Genomic DNA, 21669 nt, shown 5'->3' on the forward strand with positions numbered 1-21669 from the left:
CCGGACTGCGCTATACCCCGGCTTGAAATTGGCTCCGTGACCAGGACTCGAACCTGGGACCCAATGATTAACAGTCATTTGCTCTACCGACTGAGCTATCACGGAACTACATATTTCAATTTACAACGGTGAAACTTACTGCTTCCAGTCACTCGTTCGCATCGCTGCGTTCGTGTGTCTGAGGCGCGCTATTCTACAACCTAGAACACCTCTGTCAACCCCCTAAATTGCTTTCAAGTTAATGATTTGCAACTTATTTCAGATTTCAACTCAGTGAGCTGAGACCGTCTTGGCGACTGACTGCGGGGCGCACTTTACAAGCCTTTTCCTTTGAGTTCAACAGCCTAACGAAAAAAAAGGCCCTACGATGTAGGGCCTGCCAATTTTCATTGGCGCCTGGACTCAGTTGAAAACGATTTCGTCGTTCTCGACCTTGCCGGTCGCCGTGTCGCCTGGCATGAAATGACCCGAAAGGATCAACTGCGCCAGCGGGTTTTCGATCCAGCGCTGAATCGCCCGTTTCAAAGGACGTGCGCCATACACCGGGTCGTAACCAACGGCGATCAACTTGTCCATCGCCTCCGGGCTGAGTTCCAGCTTCAGCTCGCGCTCGGCCAGACGAGTGCGCAGACGGCCCAACTGGATCTCGGTAATGCCCGCGATCTGATCCCGTGCCAAAGGCTCGAAGATCACCACTTCGTCGACCCGGTTGATGAACTCCGGACGGAAGTGCGACGTCAGCGCATCCATCACCGCTGCGCGCTGCGCCTCGCGATCACCGACCAGCTCCTGAATCTGCACAGAACCGAGGTTCGAAGTCATGACGATCACGGTATTGCGGAAGTCCACCGTGCGGCCATGGCTGTCGGTCAAGCGACCATCTTCAAGCACTTGCAGCAAGATGTTGAACACATCCGGGTGCGCCTTCTCGACTTCGTCCAGCAGAATCACCGAATAAGGCTTACGACGTACCGCCTCAGTCAGGTAACCGCCCTCTTCGTAGCCGACGTATCCCGGTGGCGCACCGATCAGACGCGCCACGGAGTGTTTCTCCATGAACTCGGACATGTCGATCCGCACCATCGCCTCTTCCGTATCAAAGAGGAATTCGGCCAGCGCCTTGCACAGCTCGGTTTTACCGACACCGGTCGGGCCTAGGAACATGAACGAGCCGCTCGGACGATTCGGGTCGGACAACCCTGCACGCGAACGCCGCACGGCGTTAGCCACGGCAACTACGGCTTCTTCCTGACCGATAACGCGTTTGTGCAACAGGCTTTCCATCTTCATCAGTTTGTCGCGCTCGCCTTCGAGCATTTTCGACACCGGAATGCCGGTCCACTTCGACACGACTTCAGCGATCTCCTCCTCAGTCACCTTGCTGCGCAGTAACTGGTTTTCGCTCTTGCCGTGTTGATCGACCATTTGCAGGCTGCGTTCCAGATCCGGGATCACCCCGTACTGCAATTCGGCCATGCGATTGAGGTCGCCTTTACGGCGCGCGGCCTCCAGCTCCTGACGCGACTGTTCGATCTTCTGCTGAATCTGAGCAGAACCCTGTACCTCGGCTTTTTCCGAGTTCCAGATTTCTTCCAGATCCGAGTACTCACGTTCGAGACGGACGATTTCCTCCTGGAGTTTCTCCAGACGCTTCATCGCCGCTTCGTCGCTTTCTTTCTTCAGTGCCTGGGATTCCACCTTCAACTGAATCAGGCGACGCTCCAAACGATCCAGCACTTCCGGCTTGGAGTCGATTTCCATGCGGATACGACTGGCGGCCTCGTCGATCAGGTCGATGGCCTTGTCCGGCAACTGCCGGTCAGTGATGTAGCGATGGCTAAGCTTGGCCGCGGCGATGATCGCGCCGTCGGTGATCGCCACCTTGTGGTGAACCTCGTAACGCTCTTTGAGGCCACGCAGGATAGCGATGGTGTCTTCTTCGCTCGGCTCATCCACCAGGACTTTCTGGAAGCGTCGCTCAAGCGCCGCGTCCTTCTCTATATATTGGCGATACTCGTTGAGCGTGGTCGCGCCGACGCAGTGCAACTCACCGCGAGCCAGCGCAGGCTTGAGCATATTGCCGGCATCCATCGAGCCTTCGCCTTTACCGGCGCCGACCATGGTGTGCAGCTCGTCGATGAACAGAATGATCTGCCCTTCCTGTTTCGACAGCTCGTTGAGCAGCGATTTCAGGCGCTCTTCGAACTCACCTCGATACTTGGCACCGGCAATCAGCGCGCCCATGTCCAGCGAGAGCAGACGCTTGCCTTTGAGGCCGTCCGGCACTTCGCCGTTGATGATGCGCTGGGCCAGACCTTCGGCGATCGCGGTTTTACCCACACCAGGTTCACCGATCAGCACCGGGTTGTTCTTGGTGCGGCGTTGCAGAACCTGAATGGTGCGACGGATTTCGTCGTCACGGCCGATCACCGGGTCAAGCTTGCCGTCTTCGGCGCGCTTGGTCAGGTCGACGGTGTATTTATCCAGCGCCTGCCGCGACTCTTCGTGGTTGGCGTCGTTTACCGCTTCGCCGCCACGCAGGTTGTTGATCGCGTTTTCCAGGGCTTTCTTGCTCACGCCCTGGCCGAGCAGCAACTTGCCGAGCTTGCTGTTCTCGTCCATTGCAGCGAGCAACACCAGTTCACTGGAAATGAACTGGTCGCCCTTCTGCTGGGCCAGACGGTCAGCCTGATTGAGCAGGCGCGCCAGATCCTGCGACATGTTGACGTCGCCGGTGGGGTTCTGGATTTTCGGTAATTGGTCGAGCTCTTTGGTCAGCTCTTTACGCAAGCTGTTGACGTCGAAGCCCACCTGCATCAGCAGAGGTTTGATCGAACCACCCTGCTGTTCAAGCATGGCTTGCATCAAGTGCGCCGGCTCAATCGCCGGATGATCGTGGCCGACAGCCAACGACTGGGCGTCGGACAAGGCCAACTGTAATTTGCTGGTTAAACGGTCTATTCGCATAAGTCACCTTCCTTTTGAGCAGGCCGGACCTAAAAACCATCCTGAATAAAGAAACCTGCCAGATACCGCTATAGATGCGGTCGATTCTGCAAGATTCAAGCGTCAGAGGGTTGATGCAGATCAGACAGTTTAGCGGGTGAGCCAAACGAGGGAGGCAAAGCGACCGGTGCGTGACGCACGGCGATAGGAGAAGAAGCGTGGATCGGTCACGGTGCAGAAACCGCCACCATAAACAGCTGTGACACCCCGCTCAGCCAGACGCAGACGCGCGAGCAGATAGATGTCAGCCATGAACTTGCCGGCATTGTCGCTCGGTACGAACGCTTCTGCTGCTTCAGGCAGTTGATTGATGAAGACTTCCCGTACTTCCGGGCCGACTTCAAAGGCTTTGGGGCCAATGGCAGGGCCGAGCCAGACCAGCACTTCTGCGGCCGGAACATCGAGACTGTCGAGGGTAGCTTCCAGCACACCCGCCGCCAGACCCCGCCAACCGGCATGAGCCGCCGCTACACGAGTGCCGGCACGATCGCAGAACAATGCTGGCAGGCAATCTGCCGTCATCGCCGCGCAGGCAATGCCCGGCGTTGCCGTCCAGCTGGCATCGGCGGTCGCAACAATGCCCGGATCAGCATGCGCCACGGCAATCCCGTGCACTTGCTGCAACCATGCAGGCTTTATAGAGAAGTGCTCGGTCAGACGCCGACGGTTCTCGGCCACAGCCTCAGGACGATCATCAACATGATCGCCCAGATTGAGGCTGTCGAACGGCGCCTCGCTGACGCCACCCTCGCGGGTGGTGACGCAGGCTTTGACGCTGGCCGGCGCAGGCCAGTCCGGCGTCAGCCAGTTCATCCGACGAATGCCTCACGATCCTGCTTGAGCAGGGTCAGCAGCCAGACGAAATCTTCCGGCAGCGGCGATTCCCAGCTCATGCGTTCACCGGTCGTCGGATGATCCAGCTCAAGGAAACGCGCGTGCAGGGCCTGACGCGGGAAATGCTTGAGGGATTCAACCATCGTCGGGTTGGCCGCTGGCGGAATGCGAAAACGACCGCCATACGCCGGATCGCCGACCAACGGGAAGTTGATGTGCGACATGTGCACGCGAATCTGGTGAGTACGACCGGTTTCCAGTTTCACCCGTACATGGGTGTGGGAACGGAAGCGCTCCAGCACGCGGTAGTGGCTGACGGCAGGCTTGCCGCCTTCCATCACCGCCATGCGCTGGCGCTGCTGGCCGTGGCGACCGATCGGGGCGTTGATCTTGCCACCGGCGGTGACGACACCGATCACGATGCACTCATAGATGCGGCTGACGCTGCGACTCTGCAACTGAGTAACCAGTTTGGTCTGCGCCTGAATGGTCTTGGCCACCACCATCAGACCGGTGGTGTCCTTGTCCAGACGATGCACGATACCGGCGCGCGGGACATTGATGATGTCCGGCACGTGGTGCAGCAAGGCGTTGAGCAGCGTGCCATCGGCGTGACCGGCAGCCGGGTGCACCACCAGGCCCGCAGGCTTGTTGATCACCAGGATGTCGTCGTCTTCATAGACAATGTCGAGCTCGATGTCCTGGGCGATCCACTCGCCCTGGGCTTCCTGCTCGGCAGTCAGCTCAAGGATGGCACCGCCGTGCACGATGTCGCGAGGGCGGATGACCGCCCCGTCCACAGTCAGGCGACCTTCTTTGATCCAGGCGGAAAGGCGCGAGCGAGAGTGCTCAGCGAAGAGTTGGGCAGCGACTTGATCGAGGCGTTGGCCGCCCAATTCGGACGGCACCTCTGCGCGAAGTTCAATTTTATCGGACATGCTCTGACTGTGCGTCGGCACAGCTTTTGGTTTCGGCTGCGCGCTTGTGGTTAAATACGGCGTCTTTTGCCCCGAGGCTTTTCAACGGGGCGCTCATCATAACAGGACGGCCCCGCCCAAGACAGCGGCCGTCATAGGGACGCAAGCCGCCATGCAAGTGAAACACCTGCTGCTGATCGCCATCCTCGCATTGACCGCTGCTTGCTCATCGAAGGAAGTCGTAGACGAAAACCTCAGCGAAGCCGAGCTGTATCAGCAGGCTCAGACTGACCTGGACAACAACAGCTACACCAGCGCCACAGCCAAGCTGAAGGCTCTGGAGTCGCGTTATCCGTTCGGTCGCTACGCCGATCAGGCACAGCTGGAGCTGATCTACGCCAACTATAAAAACGCCGAGCCGGAAGCTGCAAAATCCGCCGCCGAGCGTTTCATTCGTTTGCATCCGCAGCACCCGAACGTGGATTACGCCTACTACCTGAAAGGTCTGACCTCTTTCGACCAGGACGTCGGCCTGCTGGCGCGCTTCCTGCCGCTGGACATGACCAAGCGTGACCCGGGCGCCGCGCGCGACTCGTACAACGAGTTCGCCCAGCTGACCAGCCGCTACCCGAACAGCCGCTACGCGCCGGACGCCAAGCAGCGCATGATCTACCTGCGCAACCTGCTGGCAGCCTACGAAATCCACGTGGCCGACTACTACCTGACCCGTCAGGCGTATGTAGCCGCTGCCAACCGTGGCCGTTACGTAGTGGAAAACTTCCAGGAAACCCCATCGGTCGGCGACGGCCTGGCGGTAATGACTGAAGCCTACCAGCGACTGCACCTGGACGACCTGGCAGCCACCAGCCTGGAAACCCTGAAGCTCAACTACCCGAACCACCCAAGCCTGCAAGACGGTCAGTTCGTGCCACGGGTTGCCGAAGCCGACAACCGTTCGTTCCTGAGCAAGGCGACCCTGGGCCTGATCGAATCGCGCCCACCGCTGCCGCCGGGCGAAACCCGCGCTAACCAGGACGTGCAGAAGCAGTTCCAGGACGCGAAAGACGCGATTCCGAACGAGCTCAAGCCTAAAGACGAAAACGGTGACGTGATCGAAGAGCCGGAGCCTGAGTCGAGCAACACCGACCGCTCGTGGTTCAGCTACATGACTTTCGGCGTGTTCGACTGATCACACCGGATGCACAGAAAAGGGAGATCTGCGGATCTCCCTTTTTTATTGCCGCGCATTAATAGGCTGTGCGCTGGTCGGGAGCTTGGCTAAACTGCCGGATCATCAGTCGGAAAGCCGCTCATCATGCTTCGTTTATTGTTCTGGATCGTCGTGATTTTCGCCGCGATATGGTTGTGGCGTAAATTCAAGGCGCCTGCCGCGTCCAATCAATCCCATCGCGCCCCGCGCGAACAGGACGCGCCACCGATGGTGCGTTGCGCCCATTGCGGCGTGCATCTGCCACGCGACCGCGCGCTAAGCGTGCAACAACAGTGGTATTGCAGCCAGGCTCACCTTGAGCAAGGCCCGGGTGCCAGTGATCGCTGAGGCCACCAGCGCCGACAGCAAACAGGCGCAGCGCCTGCTGCGCCTTTATCATCTTTACCGTTTAAGCGTCGGCATCACTCTGGTGCTGCTGATCTCCAGCAACATGGACAACCGCCTGCTGATGTCGGCCAACGACGAATTGCTGCGCGGCGGCAGTTGGCTGTACCTGATCCTCAACATTCTGTTGGTGGTGTTCCTTGAGAACACCCGACGGCCGGCGCAACTGTTCAGTCTGGCCCTCGTTGATGTCCTGCTTTTATGCGCTTTGTTCTTTGCTGCGGGCGGCGTCGGCAGTGCGCTGGGCAATCTGCTGATTGTCTCGGTGGCGATCAGCAACACTTTGCTACGGCGACGCATCGGCCTGTTGATCGCCGCCATCGGTGCGCTGGGCATCGTTGGCTCGAGTTTCCTGCTGGGTTTCAGCCATCCCCTGAGTGCCAATGAATACCTGCAAGCCGGCACCCTCGGCGCGCTGTGCTTTGCTGCGTCGTTGCTGGTGCAAGGGCTGATCAGTCGCCTCGAAGTCAGCGAAACACTCGCGGAAAAACGCGCCAGCGAAGTTGTCGGCCTCGAAGCACTCAATGCGCTGATCCTGCAACGCATGCGCACCGGCATTCTGGTGCTCGACGAGGACCGTCGGGTACAACTGGCCAACTACAGCGCGCAAACCCTGCTCGCGCAATCGCATCTTCAAGGGCACCTGATCGATGACTATTCGCCGGCGCTGGTTGATCGCCTGCAACTGTGGATGAATAACCCGACCCTGCGCCCACAGAGCCTGAAAATCCCCGGCAACGGCCTTGAACTGCAACCGAGTTTCATCGCCCTCGAACAAAGCCCAAACCAGCAAACCCTGGTGTTTCTCGAAGACCTCGCGCAGATCGCGCAACAAGCCCAGCAATTGAAACTTGCCGCACTAGGGCGCTTGACCGCCGGCATCTCCCACGAAATCCGCAATCCGCTGGGTGCCATCAGTCACGCCGCACAGCTATTGGCTGAATCCGAGGAACTCGACAGCGCCGATCGGCGTCTGACACAGATCATTCAGGACCACTCCCAGCGCATGAACCGAGTCATCGAAAACGTCCTGCAACTGTCCCGCCGCCAGCAGAGCGCGCCACAACGGCTGGATCTCAAACCGTGGCTGGAAAACTTCGTTGCCGAGAGCCGCGAACAGGCCAGCGAGCGCCAGATTATTCACCTGCGGACCCGTTCGGGGGATTTCACCACGCTGATGGACCCCGGCCAGCTCACGCAAATTCTCGACAATCTATTACGCAACGGCTGGCGCCACAGCGCGCTGCTGCACGATCAGGCGCAAGTCTGGCTGGACCTGTTCATTGACCCCGACAGCCAGTTGGCGGTCCTTGAAGTGCAGGACAACGGCCCCGGCGTGCCAGCCGATGAACAGGCGCATCTGTTCGAACCGTTCTTCACCACCAGCAGCCAGGGCACAGGCCTTGGGCTTTATCTGTCCCGTGAGCTGTGCGAAAGCAACCAAGCGCGCCTAGACTTTCAATCACGCCAAGGCGGCGGCTGCTTTCGCATCACCTTTGCTCACGGACGGAAACAAAGTTGAATACGAGCCCACGGCAAAAAATTCTCATCGTCGACGACGAACCGGACATCCGCGAACTCCTGGAAATCACCTTGGGACGGATGAAACTCGACACCTACAGCGCGCGCAATCTGACTGAAGCCCAAGCGCTGTTGAACCGCGAGAACTTCGATCTGTGCCTGACCGACATGCGTCTGCCCGACGGCACGGGGCTGGAACTGGTGCAGCACATTCAGCAACGTTATCCACAACTGCCGGTGGCGATGATCACCGCGTATGGCAGCCTGGAAACCGCGATCAACGCGCTGAAGGCCGGAGCATTCGATTTTCTGACCAAACCGGTAGACCTCACGCGCCTGCGCGAACTGGTCGGCACAGCCCTGCGCATGCCGGCGGCAGGAGGCAGCTTTACATCGATTGATCGACGTTTGCTCGGCGATTCGCCGCCGATGCGCAACCTGCGCAAGCAAATCGACAAACTCGCTCGCAGTCAGGCGCCGGTGTATATCAGTGGCGAGTCGGGCAGTGGCAAGGAACTGGTCGCTCGCCTGATCCATGAGCAGGGGCCGCGCGCCAGCCAGCCGTTCGTGCCGGTCAACTGCGGGGCGATCCCGTCGGAGCTGATGGAAAGCGAATTTTTCGGTCATCGCAAAGGCAGTTTCACTGGCGCGGTCGATGACAAGCCCGGGCTGTTTCAGGCGGCCCATGGCGGCACGTTGTTTCTCGATGAAGTGGCGGACTTGCCACTGTCGATGCAGGTCAAACTGCTTCGGGCGATTCAAGAGAAAGCTGTACGCAGTGTCGGTGGCCAGCAAGAGAGCGTGGTCGATGTGCGGATTCTTTGCGCCACCCACAAGGATCTCGATGCCGAGGTCGCGGCCGAACGCTTTCGTCAGGACCTTTATTACCGCTTGAACGTGATTGAACTGCGCGTGCCGTCCCTGCGTGAGCGTCGTGATGACATCGAAGTGTTGGCGACGCATATGCTCAAACGTTTGGCCAAGGACACCGCCCAACCCGTGGCGCACCTGCATCCGCAGGCTTTGGAAGCGCTGAAGAACTACCGGTTTCCGGGCAATGTGCGGGAGCTGGAAAACGTACTTGAGCGGGCACACACCTTGTGCGAAAACCGTATGATCGAGGCCGAAGACTTGCGCCTGAGTGACGGCAACTGCGCGGCGGATGGTGGCATTGCCGATCTGACGCAGATCGATAATCTGGAGGATTATCTGGAGAACGTCGAGAGGAAGCTGATCTTGCAGGCGCTAGAGGAAACGCGCTGGAATCGCACGGCGGCGGCGCAGCGCTTGAGTCTTTCGTTCAGATCGATGCGCTACAGACTGAAGAAATTGGGCCTGGATTGAAGCCCCCTTCGCGAGCAGGCTCGCTCCCACATTGGATTTTGTGAACGACAAAGATCAACTGTGGGAGCGAGCCTGCTCGCGAAAGCGATCTGCCAGACGCCAGACGCCAGAGAAATATCTGACTAAATCCGGCCTTCCGGTGCATACGGCGCAGGATCAATAATCGGCGCCCGCCCCAGCATCACATCGGCAAACAACTGGCACGACGCTGGCGCCAGCACCAGTCCATTGCGGTAATGCCCGCAGTTCAACCACAACCCGTCGAACCCCGGCACCCGTCCGATGTACGGAATTCCCTCCGGCGACCCCGGACGCAGCCCGGCCCAGTGGCCGACCACTTCAGCCTGCGCCAGCGCCGGCAGCAACTCGACCGCTGAAGCCTTCAGGCTTTCCAGCGCCACATCGGTTGGCGTCTTGTCGTAGCCTTCGTGCTCCAGCGTACTGCCAATCAGGATATGCCCGTCGCGACGCGGAATCGCATAACGCCCTTTGGCCAACACCATGCTCGGCAGAAAATCCGCCGCACACTTGTAGAGAATCATCTGGCCCTTGACTGGCTCTACCGGCAGCGTCAGGTCCAGCGTCTTGAGCAGATCCCCGCTCCACGCCCCCGCGGTCAGTACGACCTGATCACCGTTGATCACGCCCCTCGACGTCTCGACGCCAATAACTCGCCCGTTCTCGCGGACAAACCCGCTGACTTCGCACTGTTCGTGAATGGTCACGTTCGGCAGTGCCTGCAAGGCCGCTTTCAGCGACTTGACCAGACGCGGATTGCGCACGTTGGCGACATCCGCCATGTAGATCGCCCGCGAGAAGCCACCACCGAGCACCGGCACCGCATCATGCGCCGCCGAGATATCCACAGCCCGCAGCGGACGATTCTCTCGCTCGGCCCAGGCCAACGCTTCGGCTTCATCGTCCAGATCGAGCCAGTACAGGCCGGTGGTGTGCACTTCAGGATCAACGCCAGTGTCGGCAAACAAACGCTCGCCCAGCTGTGGATAAAAATCCTGCGACCAGTGCGCCAGCGCTGTGACTGCCGGGCTATAGCGCCACGGATACAGCGGCGAAACGATACCGCCGCCCGCCCAGGACGATTCCTGGCCGAGGTTCGAGCGATCGAGCAGCACCACGCTGCGTACTTCGGAAGCGAGGTTGTAGGCGGTCAGCAGGCCAATCACCCCGCCACCGACAATCACCACTTGCTGTTGCCTGGTCATGTTTGTTCCAACCGTAAAAAGACAGTGAGCGCAAAAGGCACTCGAAAAGAAAGCGCCTCAGCGGCCCCAGCAATCCTTGGTGGTCAGCCCCGTGGTCGCGTTGTTCATGCTGCGGACACCGGTGTTGGTCAGGGTGAAATCCCCGCACTTGTCGGTGGCCATGGACGTACCCGTCTTGCGGGTGGCGGTCAGCAGGAAGGTTTGGTCAGCAATGGTCGGGGTGATGGTGTAGAAATCATTGCCCGTGCTGAGCCCGGTGATGCCGGTGTAGACATTGTTTTTGGTGTAGAAACGTTCGAGGCTCTGTGCGTGCTCCGATAGCAAAGACACCACTTCAGCGCGACGGCCCTTTTTCAGGTACTCGGTATAGCTCGGTGCGGCGATGGTGATGACGATCCCGATGATCGCAATCACGATCATGATTTCGATCAGGGTGAAGCCTCGGTTGAATCTGCGCATGCCTCAAACTCTCACTTACTGTATTTGTCGCCACATGATACGACGGCTGCCACCGCCGGACTTTTCCACCAGGGTCGTTATGCCGCCACTGGAGTCATTGACAATTTTGCGTGTGGCGCCGTTGACGATGGCATTCAGGGTCGGAATGCCACCGGTGAACACCACGCCACTGGAAATCGTGTCATTGCTGTCGACCACGCCATCGGCGTTGGTGTCGAGCACCGCGTAGTTGAGCATCTTACCGCTGAACGCATCGAGTTCGACCAGTTTGCCGGTGCCAAAACTGGAACAGGGGTCGGTGGTATCGACGCTCGCGGTGGTAAAGATGATCCGCCCAAGCACCAGACTGGCCTGATTGATCACGCGCTCGCCGTTCAGCGCGTTGTTATACACCAAGGGCAGGTACCAGCCCTTCTCTCCCGGATAGGTCGTGTCGTTCTGCGTCGTCGTCACGAACTGCCCGGTACTGCCGGAGAACACCCCCGTGACTGCCTGCGCCTGAAGATTGCTGACCGTAAGCTGGCCCGAGCCCCCGTCGGCATCCCACACCGAATAGAAGGCCTGCAAATCCTTGTTGGTCTTGTCGGCCGTTTCGTTGAACTTGCCGGTACCGACGAAAATCTGTTTGCCGCCGAGCGAGTTGTCCGCCAGCAGCGGTTGCGCGGTGATCGGTTGAGTCGCCCCACCCGCCGTCGTGAACAGCGGCTTGCCGGAAAATGCCACGCCCCAGCTGTCCGTCGATGTCGCGCTCAGATCGAACTTCCACAGGCGCCCTTTCAAGTCACCGCCATAAGCGGCCTGCACCACGTTCGAAGAATTGACCTTGAGCTTCACCGAGGACAAACCGTTGGTGGTTTCCGTGCTGTCGATGACGATTTTCTTGATCAGCGAACCATCTCGTACATCCAGCACATACAACGCTGCTACCCCAGAGTTGCTGCCGTAACCGTTAGCGATAAACGCCGCCCAGCGACCATCGGCCAAGCGTGCCACTTCCGGCCGCGCGTAGGCGTAACCCAGATCATTAAAAGCGTTGCCAGTGCTAGCTGTCACCGGGGCGCTGACTTCCCACAAAGCACGCAAAACGTTACCCGCCGATGCATCGAACAACTGCAACGCGTAAAAGCTTTTGCCACCGGCGCCCGTGCCGCCAATGGCCAAGGTCTTCCAGACGCTGTTGAGTTGCACGTCATACACACCGACCTGGCCATCCACCAGATATTTGTGGCTGACACCGTTGATGTAATTCGGATCAGCAATCAGCCGAAGCGATGGCAGCACGCTGGACGGCATGTAGGCGTAACGTCGGCTGCCGTTGGCCGAGTTGATGACGTTGACGAAACCGTCATTGGCATTCACCACCAGACTGGCATTCATGTTCGCCGCTTTGGTGGTCAGGTAAGCGGTGTAGGTGGTGTCGCCCGACAGATCGGAGGCTGTCTTGTCCGTTGGTGAGGCCAGCACCAGCGGTGAATTGATGATGTCGCCCAGCAACACGCTGCGTACCTTGAGCCCGCTCTTGTTGGTGCCTTTGCTCCACTCCACCAGATCACTGCCGGTAATACCGGTGGGCAGGCCTTGGCTGAGTGTCGTCTGCTGGGGTGCGGAAAAATTACCGTAGGCCAGCGTAACGGCGGCGTTGCTTGTAGTGTTCCACGACTGATAGGTCGGTGCGGTCGCACTCGGTACGATAGTGGTGTCAGTGGTCCAGAGCACCGCTGAGGTATTCACCGCTCCGGATGCATTGAAGCCGAAGGACTTGATCGTGCCGCGCCAGTCCTTGGGGTCGTAACTGGTCTGAAAGTAACTGGTGCCGCTGGCCAGTGTGGTGCCGCTGGTGACGCCACTGCCGCCGGAACCGGCCTTGGAGGTGATGTCGCTCAACGCCGACGACAACGCGGCGTTGAGGCCGGTACTGTCAGTCGCCTGGTAATACCGGCCCTGCCCGTAACTGGCCGCGTCCGACAGCATGTCGTTGTCAGCGGTGAAGCCCACGGTATAGGTGTTCATATTCTGTTTGGGAAAATCCACCGCGTTCCAGCTCTTGCCCGCCGCGTCGGTACCGCTCGAGCGCATGTCGATATCGAACGCGAACTTGGCGATGTCATCCAGATACAACGTGTCCCCTTCGTTGTCACCATTGAGGTTGTTGCCGTCATTGTTAACGCCGTCCCAGTTCGGCAATCGACTGCCACCCAAAGGGTCGTTGGTCGGAAAGGTCCGGTCGAAGGTCGGCAAACCGTCGGTAATCACCACGCCATAGTTTTTCTGGCAGCGGTACTGGATCGGGCTGGTATAGGTCGCCGGAGTGCTGTTGTAGTAAGGCGCCATGCCGCGCATGTAGCGCGTGATTTCGTAATAGGTTTCGGCTAATGGCGTGTTGGCCACGGCGCTTAAACCATTGATTGATGAGATCAGCGCGTTGTAGTTGGTGTCTGCCTGAGCCTGAGTCACGCTGCCGGAAACCGGTGACAGATCGCTGATCGAGCGAGCGATGAAACCACCGTTACCAGAGTTGTTGCTGGTGGCCGGGTTAAACGTCGATAGACCGATACGCAAGGTGCGGTTGCTGGTGACCAGCGCCGTCGAGACGTTACGCGCAACGTTGATCCGGTAGTCGTTGGGAATCGCCCCAGCGGTGAAATCGCGCGTGCCGTTGTTAATGGCCAGACTGACCACATAGGCAATGTAATCCCCGGAATACCGCGTGTTGCCGCTGCCCACCGGATCCGGCAGTTTCAGACACAACGGCGCCAGACTGTTGTTGTAGAACGCATAGGCACCGCCGGAACACCCGGAGGTCGGCAGGCTCGACAGAAAGATCGTGTCGCCGGTGATCGCCGTCGAACTCAGACACAAGCCGAGCAATGCGTTGCATTGCCGCGCCGGCGTGCGATCAACCGTCGGATCAAATCCGGACGCATAAATGATGCTGTTCATACTCCCCGAGTCGTCGATCAGCAGCATGACGTTGGGTGGCACCGCCGCCGCACTCAGCAGCGGCGAGTCGGAAGGCGTAAACGCATACGCCGGCGCGGCCAGATAAAAGCTCATGAGCATGCCGAACACCAACGACTTACAGCGCTCAATACTTCGCATAGACACTCTCCACAACGCTACGCGAAGTGCCGGCGATGCCGACGGCCGTGACCCGATACAACGTCGCCGACGTATTGCTCGGCACATTCACAGCCGTGAGCGTGGTACCGATGTTCTGTACGCCGTAGAAGCCATTACCGGTCGCAATCCAGGTCACACCCGAGGTTGAGTTGAGCCCCGCCGCGCTGACCACCGATGACTCCGCAGGCGGAGCGCATTGCGTGGTCCCGCTGCAAACTGCGAGGCTGTAGCTGTCGAGTTGCACCGCACTCTCACCCACCCGCAACGCCGCCTCGGCAGTTTGGAACGACTGATTACGCAGACTCACGCTGCCGGCCATTTTTTCCTGCAGGTTGGCACTCTGCATCGACGACAGGCCTATCAACGTCAGCAACAACAGAAACACCAGACTGACCAGCAACGCCATGCCGCGTTGCGCTTGGCGGTCATGAAGAGAAATCCGCATCACCCCGGCCCTCACTGCAAGCGGTTGCGCAAAGCGGCAACCACATTGAAGGTTTGCGTGGCGACCCGGCTGTTGGGGTCGGCGAGAGTCAGGCTCAGGCGCACACTGCGAATGCGTGCCGGATCACTGGGGTTGGCGCTGTACGTCGAGGCCGCCACATCCGTCGCGGAACTGGCCAGACCAAAAGTGACGTTGAAAGCACTGACGTTGTTCACCAGCACCTGCTGGGTGGGCGTGCCGCTACCGGTGCCCATGAGAATCTGGTTGTTGCTGAAGCTGTAGATCAGACGTCGGATCGGGAAGGCGATCTGCCCGCTCGCTGGGGATCGCAAGCCGGTATAGGCCGTTGCACTGTTGCGGCAATCGGAGAGCACCGTCCAGGTTGGCGTGCCGCCGCCGCTGCCGATATCGGCGGTGACCAGCGTCAGTTTCAGATTGGCGTTGTCCCAATTTATCGGCGTGACCTGCGCAGCGTTGAAATCGCCTGCCGAGCTCGAATCGGTAATAGTGCCGAGACAACCGAACATCCCGACCATGCGAATTTCCTGAATCATTTTGCTCAAGACGAAACGCGCGTCCTCCTGCATCGCCGCGGCGCTGTTCTGACTGACGTAAGTGTTTTTCGCGGCGATGAAAATCTGCACGACGCCCAGCACGATGATCAAGCCCAGTGCGAGAGCAATCAGCAACTCGACCAGGCCGAACCCCCGCTGATGGCGCATCATGGTGTAGCCACCGGGTCGACAGCAGCGCGGCTGGTCAGGACAAAACTGCGCTGAGCGCTGGCGGTGTTGGCTGCCCGTGCGTCGCTCCAGTTGATCGTGATGGTGTAGACCCGTTGATTGAGGGTAATGCTGCCGGTCGCCGTCGGCCCGCCGAAATTGATGATATTGGTCGAAAAATCGTAGAGATCCTGATCCCGTGCAACGCCGAGATTGCCCGAGGTCGGTGGCGTAATGGTGTAGTCGGCGCCGGAGTTGGCGCGGATGCGGTCCATCATGTCGTAGGCGATGAAACTGGCCTGGCTGGTCATCCGTGAGCTGTCGGTGTACTTCAGCGCATTCAGTTGCACTGCCGCCGCGCCCAGCAACCCGACCGTCAGAATCAGCAACGCGACCAGCACTTCGATCAGCGTCATGCCCTGCTGTGCGTGTTGACTCCCTACCCTCATCCGCAAGTTCCACCCAATTGAATTCGTCCGTTCAAACACACGTTCAGCGTCCTGCTTTGCGTTCCCAACGTGTAACTGATGGTCACCGCCGTCGACGGTGCAGCCAGACCGCCAAGGTTATTGAAATCCAGTGCGGTCACTCCTGAGGGTAGCGTCAGAGTTGCGCCGCTGCTCATCGCGGGAACAACCCGCAACACATTGGCCGGAGTGCCAGTACTGTCGTAGACCGATAACTCACCGGTCCAGACGCTGCCCCCGGCGGTCGGGCGCAGACGCAGAGTAGTGCCACGATCAATGGCTTCCAGGCGGGCGAAATTGATCGCGCGCTGCAGGTCGCCCATTTCGGTATCGGCCCTGCTGCCTTGTATCGAGCGGGTGAAGGCTGGCACTGCCAGGGTAATCAGGATCACGAAGATCGCGAGCGCGACCAGCAACTCGATCAGCGTGAAACCTTTTGTACGAAGATCCATCGATGCCCTCCGTTGCCGTCGGCTATACCTGCTTCTACACGCTAGAACATTCATCCGACCCGCGTCGGTTGATTTGCCCTGCCCGGCGCACGGACCGCGCCGCCAACCACGCTCCATGGAGGGGATTTTCATGCCACAACAGGGTTTCAGCCTGATCGAACTGCTTATGGGACTGGCGATTGGCGCAATTGTTCTGCTGCTGGTCAGTCCGGCATTTGCCACGCTCAGAGAATCGAACCATCGGGATCAGGCTGCGCAATCCTTGCTCGATGGCCTACGCAACGCTCGCACCCTGGCCATCACGCGCAATCAGAACGTGGTGATTCATGGCATCAACGGCGACTGGAGTCAGGGCTGGCGGATCATTCTGGATATCAGTGGCAAGGGGCCGAAAGACAACAGCAATCCGCTGCTACAAGAAAGTGTGAGCGACACACAGGTGCCGATTGTCGGCAATTGGTCGGTGAGTCGTTACGTACGCTTCAGCAGTCTGGGACAACCGCTGATGCCCGGGCGGGCGTTTCAGGCAGGGACATTACATGTCTGCTCGGCTCGCGAGCCGGTCAGTCAGCGCCAGATAGTGCTGGCGGCGACCGGTCGCGTGCGCCTGAACAGCAAAAGCGCTGAACAGGCGTTGTGTCAAAAAGCCAAAAGCCTCAAATCGAACGAACGCGCAGCTCTTTAGGCATCGAGAACGTGATGTTCTCTTCACGCCCGGCCAGCTCATCGGCACCAGTAGCGCCCCAGGCCTGCAATTGCTGAATCACGCCACGTACCAGCACTTCTGGCGCGGAGGCACCGGCAGTTATGCCGATACGCTCAACGCTATCGAACCAGCTCTTTTGCAGGTCTTCGGCACCGTCGATCAGGTAAGCCGGCGTGGCCATGCGTTCAGCCAGTTCACGCAGACGGTTGGAGTTGGAGCTGTTAGGGCTGCCGACCACCAACACCACGTCACACTCTTCTGCCAATTGCTTGACCGCGTCCTGGCGGTTTTGTGTGGCGTAGCAGATGTCGTCCTTGCGCGGACCACCGATGGCCGGGAAGCGCGTGCGCAAGGCATCGATGACGCGACTGGTGTCGTCCATCGACAGCGTCGTCTGAGTGACGAAAGCCAGTTTGTCCGGGTTGTGCACCTGCAACTCGGCGACGTCTTTTTCGTCCTCGACGAGGTAGATCGCGCCGCCATTACTAGCGTCGTACTGGCCCATGGTGCCTTCGACTTCCGGATGGCCGGCGTGGCCGATCAGGATGCACTCACGACCATCGCGGCTGTATTTCGCCACTTCGATATGCACCTTGGTCACCAGCGGGCAGGTGGCATCGAATACTTTCAGGCCACGGCCGGCGGCTTCGGTACGCACGGCCTGGGATACGCCGTGAGCGCTGAAGATCACGATAACGTCATCCGGCACCTGGTCCAGCTCCTCGACGAAGATCGCCCCGCGACTGCGCAGGTCTTCGACGACGAACTTGTTGTGCACCACTTCATGACGCACGTAGATCGGCGGCCCGAAGACTTCCAGAGCGCGGTTGACGATTTCGATCGCCCGGTCCACGCCGGCGCAGAAGCCACGGGGGTTGGCGAGTTTGATTTGCATGCTGTGCCTCGTGTCTTGCGCGCAAGAAATAGCGAAAACGGTTGAAAACATTGTGGGAGCGAGCTTGCTCGCGAAGGCAGTGTGTCAGACAACAGCTATGTTGAATGTCAGTCAGCATTCGCGAGCAAGCTCGCTCCCACATTTGACTTCATAGAGTCAGTTAGATCGATTTGACGTTGATGATCTCGACGTCAAAGGTCAGCGTCTTGCCCGCCAACGGGTGGTTGAAGTCGATGGTCACTTGCGTGTCGTCGAACTCTTTCACCACACCCGGCAGCTCAGTATTGGCCGCATCGTTGAAGATCACCAGCAAACCCGGCGACAACTCCATGTCGGTGAACTGCGAACGCGGAATGATCTGCACGTTCTGCGGGTTCGGCTGGCCAAAGGCATTTTCCGGCTCGACGGTCAGCGTACGCTTGTCGCCGGCCTTGAAGCCGAACAGCGCCGCTTCGAAACCCGGCAGCAGGTTGCCGTCGCCGACCTTGAAGGTCGCCGGGGCTTTGTCGAATGTACTGTCGACGGTGTCGCCGTTCTCCAGGCGCAATGCAAAGTGCAAAGTGACTTCCGTGTTCTGGCCGATGCGTTGCTCAGCCAATACCTGTTCAGTCATGAACGGCTTCTCCGGTCTTTTTACTTTTGAACATATCCAGTGCAAGCATCACCGCACCAACGGTAATGGCGCTGTCGGCGAAGTTGAACGCCGGGAAGTACCAGCGGTTCTGCCAGTGCACCAGAATGAAATCGATCACATGGCCCAGGGCAATGCGGTCATACAGATTGCCCAGCGCACCGCCCAATACCAGCGCCAGCGCGACGGCCAGCCAGGTTTCATTGCGCCCCAGACGCTTGAGCCAGACCACCAGCACCGCACTGACCACAATCGCGATCAGGGCAAACAGCCAGCGCTGCCAGCCGGAGCTGTCAGCCAAAAAGCTGAAAGCAGCGCCGGTGTTGTAGGCCAGGGTCCAGCTGAAGTAATCGGGAATGATCACGATCTGCTGGAACATTTCGAGCTTGCCTTCGAAGTAGAACTTGCTGGCCTGGTCGATGACCAGAACCAGCAAGCTCAACCACAGCCAGCTCAACCGTCCGAAACGGCCAACGGCATTAGGCATAGTGACGAACCTCGCCAGCGCCGCTGATGTTTTCGACGCAACGACCGCAGATTTCCGGATGCTCCGGGTTCACGCCAACGTCTTCGCGGCAGTGCCAGCAACGGGCGCACTTCGGGAAGGCCGATTTGACGATCTTCAGCTTCAGGCCGCTGACTTCAGTCACCACTGCGTCTTCAGGTGCGCTGACAAAAGGCGCAACACTGGCCGTCGAAGTGATCAGGACAAAGCGCAGTTCGTTGCTCAGCTTGGCCAGGTCGGCGCTCAGGGCGTCTTCGGCGTACAGCGTCACTTCGGCTTGCAGGTTGCCACCGACGGCTTTGGCTGCGCGCTGGATTTCCATTTCTTTGTTGACCGCTACTTTGACCGCCATCACGCGTTCCCAGTAGTCGCGGCCCAGCTCAACGTCGGCCGGCAGTTCGGTCAGACCTTCGTACCAGGTGTTGAGCATCACCGATTCGTTACGCTCGCCCGGCAGGTATTCCCACAGCTCGTCGGCGGTGAAGGCGAGGATCGGTGCGATCCAGCGCACCAGCGCTTCGGAGATGTGGAACAGCGCGGTTTGCGCCGAACGGCGGGCCTTGCTGTTGGCGCCAGTGGTGTACTGACGGTCCTTGATGATGTCGAGGTAGAAACCACCCAGCTCCTGCACGCAGAAGTTGTGGATCTTGGAGTAGACGTTCCAGAAACGGTATTCGCCGTAGTGCTCTTGCAGCTCGCGTTGCAGGAGCAAGGTGCGGTCGACCGCCCAACGATCCAGCGCGAGCATTTCTTCAGCCGGCAGGATGTCGGTGGCCGGGTTGAAACCGCTCAGGTTCGAGAGCAGGAAGCGCGCGGTGTTACGGATACGACGATAGGCGTCCGCACTGCGTGTCAGGATCTGATCCGATACCGCGATCTCGCCCGAATAATCTGTCGAAGCGACCCATAGACGCATGATGTCAGCGCCCAATGTGTCGTTGATCTTTTTCGGCTCGATCACGTTTTTCAGCGACTTCGACATCTTGCGACCAGACTCATCGACGGTAAAACCGTGAGTCAGCAGTTCGCGGTACGGCGCGTGGTTGTCGATAGCGCAACCGGTCAGCAGCGACGAGTGGAACCAGCCACGGTGTTGGTCAGAACCTTCCAGGTACAGATCGGCGCGTGGGCCGCTCTCGTGACCCATCGGGTGCGAACCGCGCAGGACGTGCCAGTGCGTGGTGCCCGAATCGAACCAGACGTCGAGGGTGTCGCTGATCTTGTCGTACAGCGGCGCTTCGTCGCCGAGCAACTCGGCAGCGTCCATCTTGAACCAGGCTTCGATGCCTTCGACTTCAACGCGTTTGGCGACTTCTTCCATCAGCTCGACGGTGCGCGGGTGCAGCTCGCCGCTTTCCTTGTTCAGGAAAAACGGGATCGGCACGCCCCAGTTGCGCTGACGCGAGATGCACCAGTCCGGACGGTTGGCGATCATCGAGTGCAGACGCGCCTGGCCCCAGGCCGGAACGAACTTGGTGTCTTCGATAGCTTTGAGCGAGCGCACACGCAGGGTGTCGCCGCTGGTTGGCTCTTTGTCCATGCCGATGAACCACTGCGCAGTCGCGCGGTAGATCAGCGGAGTCTTGTGACGCCAGCAGTGCATGTAGCTGTGTTTGATGATGGCGGTGTGCAACAGCGCACCGACTTCGGTGAGCTTGTCGACGATGGCCGGGTTGGCCTTCCAGATAAACTGGCCGCCAAAGAATTCCAGAGACGGCACGTAGACACCGTTGCTCTGCACCGGGTTAAGGATGTCGTCGTTGACCATGCCGTACTTCTTGCAGGTCACGAAGTCGTCCACACCGTAGGCCGGGGCAGAGTGAACCACGCCGGTGCCAGCGCCCAGTTCGACGTAGTCAGCCAGGTACACCGGCGACAGACGGTCGTAGAACGGGTGACGGAAGTTGATCAGTTCCAGCTGTTTACCGGTGGTGCTCGCGATGACCGAACCTTCCAGGCTGTAGCGCGCCAGGCAGGCTTCGACCAGTTCTTCAGCCAGCACCAGCAGCTTGTCGCCGACATCAACCAACGCGTAGTTGAATTCCGGGTGAACGTTCAGCGCCTGGTTGGCCGGGATGGTCCACGGGGTAGTGGTCCAGATCACGATCGAGGCAGGCTTGCTCAGCGACGGCAGACCGAACGCAGCAGCCAGTTGGGCTTCGTCAGCGATCGGGAAAGCAACGTCGATGGTCGAGGAGTCCTTGTTCTCGTACTCGACTTCCGCTTCGGCCAAGGCCGAACCGCAGTCGAAGCACCAGTTCACGGGTTTGAGGCCCTTGAACACGAAACCGCCCTTGACGATTTCAGCCAAGGCACGGATTTCACCGGCCTCGTTCTTGAAGTCCATGGTCTTGTACGGATTGGCCCAATCGCCCAGCACGCCGAGACGGATGAATTCGGACTTCTGCCCTTCGATCTGCTCGGTGGCGTAGGCACGGCACAGCTCGCGGGTTTTGTCCGCGCCGAGGTTCTTGCCGTGGGTCACTTCAACCTTGTGCTCGATCGGCAGGCCGTGGCAGTCCCAACCCGGAACGTACGGCGCGTCGAAACCCGACAGGGTCTTCGAGCGGATGATCATGTCCTTGAGAATCTTGTTCAGTGCGTGACCGATGTGGATCGTGCCGTTGGCATACGGAGGGCCGTCGTGCAGAACGAACTTCGGACGATCCTTGCCAATCTCGCGCAACTTTCCGTACAGGCCAATACTGTCCCAGCGCTGCAGGATCTGCGGTTCGCGCTGTGGCAGGCCGGCCTTCATTGGGAAGGCGGTGTCCGGAAGGTTAAGCGTGGCTTTATAGTCGGTCATT

The 21669-nt window shown here is 59.3% G+C and carries 19 protein-coding genes and 1 tRNA gene; 5 read left to right on the plus strand and 15 right to left on the minus strand.

Annotation, left to right across the window (positions count from 1 at the left end; all coding sequences use genetic code 11):
* Positions 1-29: 29 nt before the first annotated feature.
* The 4 genes from FGA82_RS06105 to rluD form a co-directional block, all read right to left on the minus strand.
* A tRNA-Asn gene (locus FGA82_RS06105) sits at positions 30-105 on the minus strand.
* A 297-nt stretch (positions 106-402) separates the two neighbouring features.
* A complete protein-coding gene (gene clpB, locus FGA82_RS06110; protein ID WP_034153867.1) occupies positions 403-2967 on the minus strand; it encodes an ATP-dependent chaperone ClpB in 2565 nt (854 codons plus the stop codon).
* 129 nt (positions 2968-3096) lie between these two features.
* On the minus strand, positions 3097-3819 hold the full coding sequence (gene pgeF / locus FGA82_RS06115; RefSeq protein WP_141126394.1) for a peptidoglycan editing factor PgeF: 723 nt from the start codon (positions 3817-3819) through the stop codon (positions 3097-3099).
* Complete coding sequence (rluD, locus tag FGA82_RS06120; RefSeq protein ID WP_016986220.1) at positions 3816-4778, minus strand: 23S rRNA pseudouridine(1911/1915/1917) synthase RluD; 963 nt, start codon at positions 4776-4778, stop codon at positions 3816-3818. Before rluD ends, pgeF begins: the two co-directional genes overlap by 4 nt.
* Positions 4779-4929: 151 nt before the next feature.
* Here rluD and FGA82_RS06125 point away from each other — a divergent pair, with 151 nt between their 5' ends.
* The 4 genes from FGA82_RS06125 (at position 4930) to FGA82_RS06140 (ending at position 9237) form a co-directional block, all read left to right on the plus strand.
* On the plus strand, positions 4930-5946 hold the full coding sequence (locus tag FGA82_RS06125) for an outer membrane protein assembly factor BamD (protein WP_093434846.1): 1017 nt from the start codon (positions 4930-4932) through the stop codon (positions 5944-5946).
* Between the two features lie 126 nt (positions 5947-6072).
* A complete protein-coding gene (locus FGA82_RS06130; RefSeq protein ID WP_141126395.1) occupies positions 6073-6315 on the plus strand; it encodes a PP0621 family protein in 243 nt (80 codons plus the stop codon).
* Positions 6305-7894: an ATP-binding protein gene (locus tag FGA82_RS06135; RefSeq protein ID WP_141126633.1), complete on the plus strand. Its 1590-nt coding sequence runs from the start codon at positions 6305-6307 to the stop codon at positions 7892-7894. Before FGA82_RS06130 ends, FGA82_RS06135 begins: the two co-directional genes overlap by 11 nt.
* Entirely contained in the window at positions 7891-9237 is a 1347-nt protein-coding gene (locus FGA82_RS06140; RefSeq protein ID WP_141126396.1) for a sigma-54-dependent transcriptional regulator, read from the plus strand. The genes FGA82_RS06135 and FGA82_RS06140 overlap by 4 nt, the downstream gene beginning before the upstream one ends.
* Before the next feature lie 122 nt (positions 9238-9359).
* Here the strand turns inward: FGA82_RS06140 and thiO are convergent, their stop codons facing one another.
* From thiO to FGA82_RS06175, 7 genes are read right to left on the minus strand one after another with little or no spacing between them, the layout of a single operon-like run.
* Positions 9360-10460, minus strand: a complete 1101-nt coding sequence (gene thiO, locus FGA82_RS06145; RefSeq protein WP_141126397.1) for a glycine oxidase ThiO — start codon at positions 10458-10460, stop codon at positions 9360-9362.
* 57 nt (positions 10461-10517) lie between these two features.
* Positions 10518-10919, minus strand: a complete 402-nt coding sequence (locus FGA82_RS06150; RefSeq protein ID WP_141126398.1) for a type IV pilin protein — start codon at positions 10917-10919, stop codon at positions 10518-10520.
* A gap of 15 nt (positions 10920-10934) precedes the next feature.
* Positions 10935-14018 carry a pilus assembly protein gene (locus tag FGA82_RS06155; RefSeq protein WP_141126399.1) on the minus strand — a complete coding sequence of 1028 codons (3084 nt, stop codon included), beginning with the start codon at positions 14016-14018 and terminating at the stop codon, positions 10935-10937.
* Positions 14005-14484, minus strand: a complete 480-nt coding sequence (locus FGA82_RS06160) for a pilus assembly PilX family protein (RefSeq protein WP_141126400.1) — start codon at positions 14482-14484, stop codon at positions 14005-14007. The genes FGA82_RS06155 and FGA82_RS06160 overlap by 14 nt, the downstream gene beginning before the upstream one ends.
* A gap of 11 nt (positions 14485-14495) precedes the next feature.
* Entirely contained in the window at positions 14496-15209 is a 714-nt protein-coding gene (locus FGA82_RS06165) for a PilW family protein (RefSeq protein ID WP_141126401.1), read from the minus strand.
* Complete coding sequence (gene pilV / locus FGA82_RS06170) at positions 15206-15655, minus strand: type IV pilus modification protein PilV (protein WP_141126402.1); 450 nt, start codon at positions 15653-15655, stop codon at positions 15206-15208. Before pilV ends, FGA82_RS06165 begins: the two co-directional genes overlap by 4 nt.
* A complete protein-coding gene (locus FGA82_RS06175) occupies positions 15652-16125 on the minus strand; it encodes a GspH/FimT family pseudopilin (RefSeq protein ID WP_141126403.1) in 474 nt (157 codons plus the stop codon). Before FGA82_RS06175 ends, pilV begins: the two co-directional genes overlap by 4 nt.
* Before the next feature lie 130 nt (positions 16126-16255).
* Between FGA82_RS06175 and FGA82_RS06180 the strand changes: the two genes are divergently transcribed.
* The gene (locus tag FGA82_RS06180; protein ID WP_141126404.1) at positions 16256-16810 is read left to right on the plus strand and encodes a GspH/FimT family pseudopilin; all 555 of its coding nucleotides are present in this window, start codon (positions 16256-16258) and stop codon (positions 16808-16810) included.
* Here the strand turns inward: FGA82_RS06180 and ispH are convergent.
* The 4 genes from ispH to ileS form a co-directional block, all read right to left on the minus strand.
* The gene (ispH, locus tag FGA82_RS06185) at positions 16782-17726 is read right to left on the minus strand and encodes a 4-hydroxy-3-methylbut-2-enyl diphosphate reductase (protein WP_141126405.1); all 945 of its coding nucleotides are present in this window, start codon (positions 17724-17726) and stop codon (positions 16782-16784) included. The two genes, FGA82_RS06180 and ispH, sit on opposite strands and share 29 nt — an antisense overlap.
* 160 nt (positions 17727-17886) lie before the next feature.
* Positions 17887-18324: an FKBP-type peptidyl-prolyl cis-trans isomerase gene (fkpB, locus tag FGA82_RS06190; RefSeq protein ID WP_171057254.1), complete on the minus strand. Its 438-nt coding sequence runs from the start codon at positions 18322-18324 to the stop codon at positions 17887-17889.
* Positions 18325-18331: 7 nt separating this feature from the next.
* On the minus strand, positions 18332-18844 hold the full coding sequence (gene lspA, locus FGA82_RS06195; protein WP_007909836.1) for a signal peptidase II: 513 nt from the start codon (positions 18842-18844) through the stop codon (positions 18332-18334).
* Positions 18837-21668, minus strand: coding sequence for an isoleucine--tRNA ligase (gene ileS / locus FGA82_RS06200; RefSeq protein ID WP_141126407.1), 2832 nt, complete (start codon positions 21666-21668; stop codon positions 18837-18839). Before ileS ends, lspA begins: the two co-directional genes overlap by 8 nt.
* Position 21669 lies beyond the last annotated feature (1 nt).

It is taken from the genome of Pseudomonas fluorescens (assembly GCF_005938625.1).
In the GTDB taxonomy this organism is placed as follows: Bacteria; Pseudomonadota; Gammaproteobacteria; order Pseudomonadales; family Pseudomonadaceae; genus Aquipseudomonas; species Aquipseudomonas fluorescens_BD.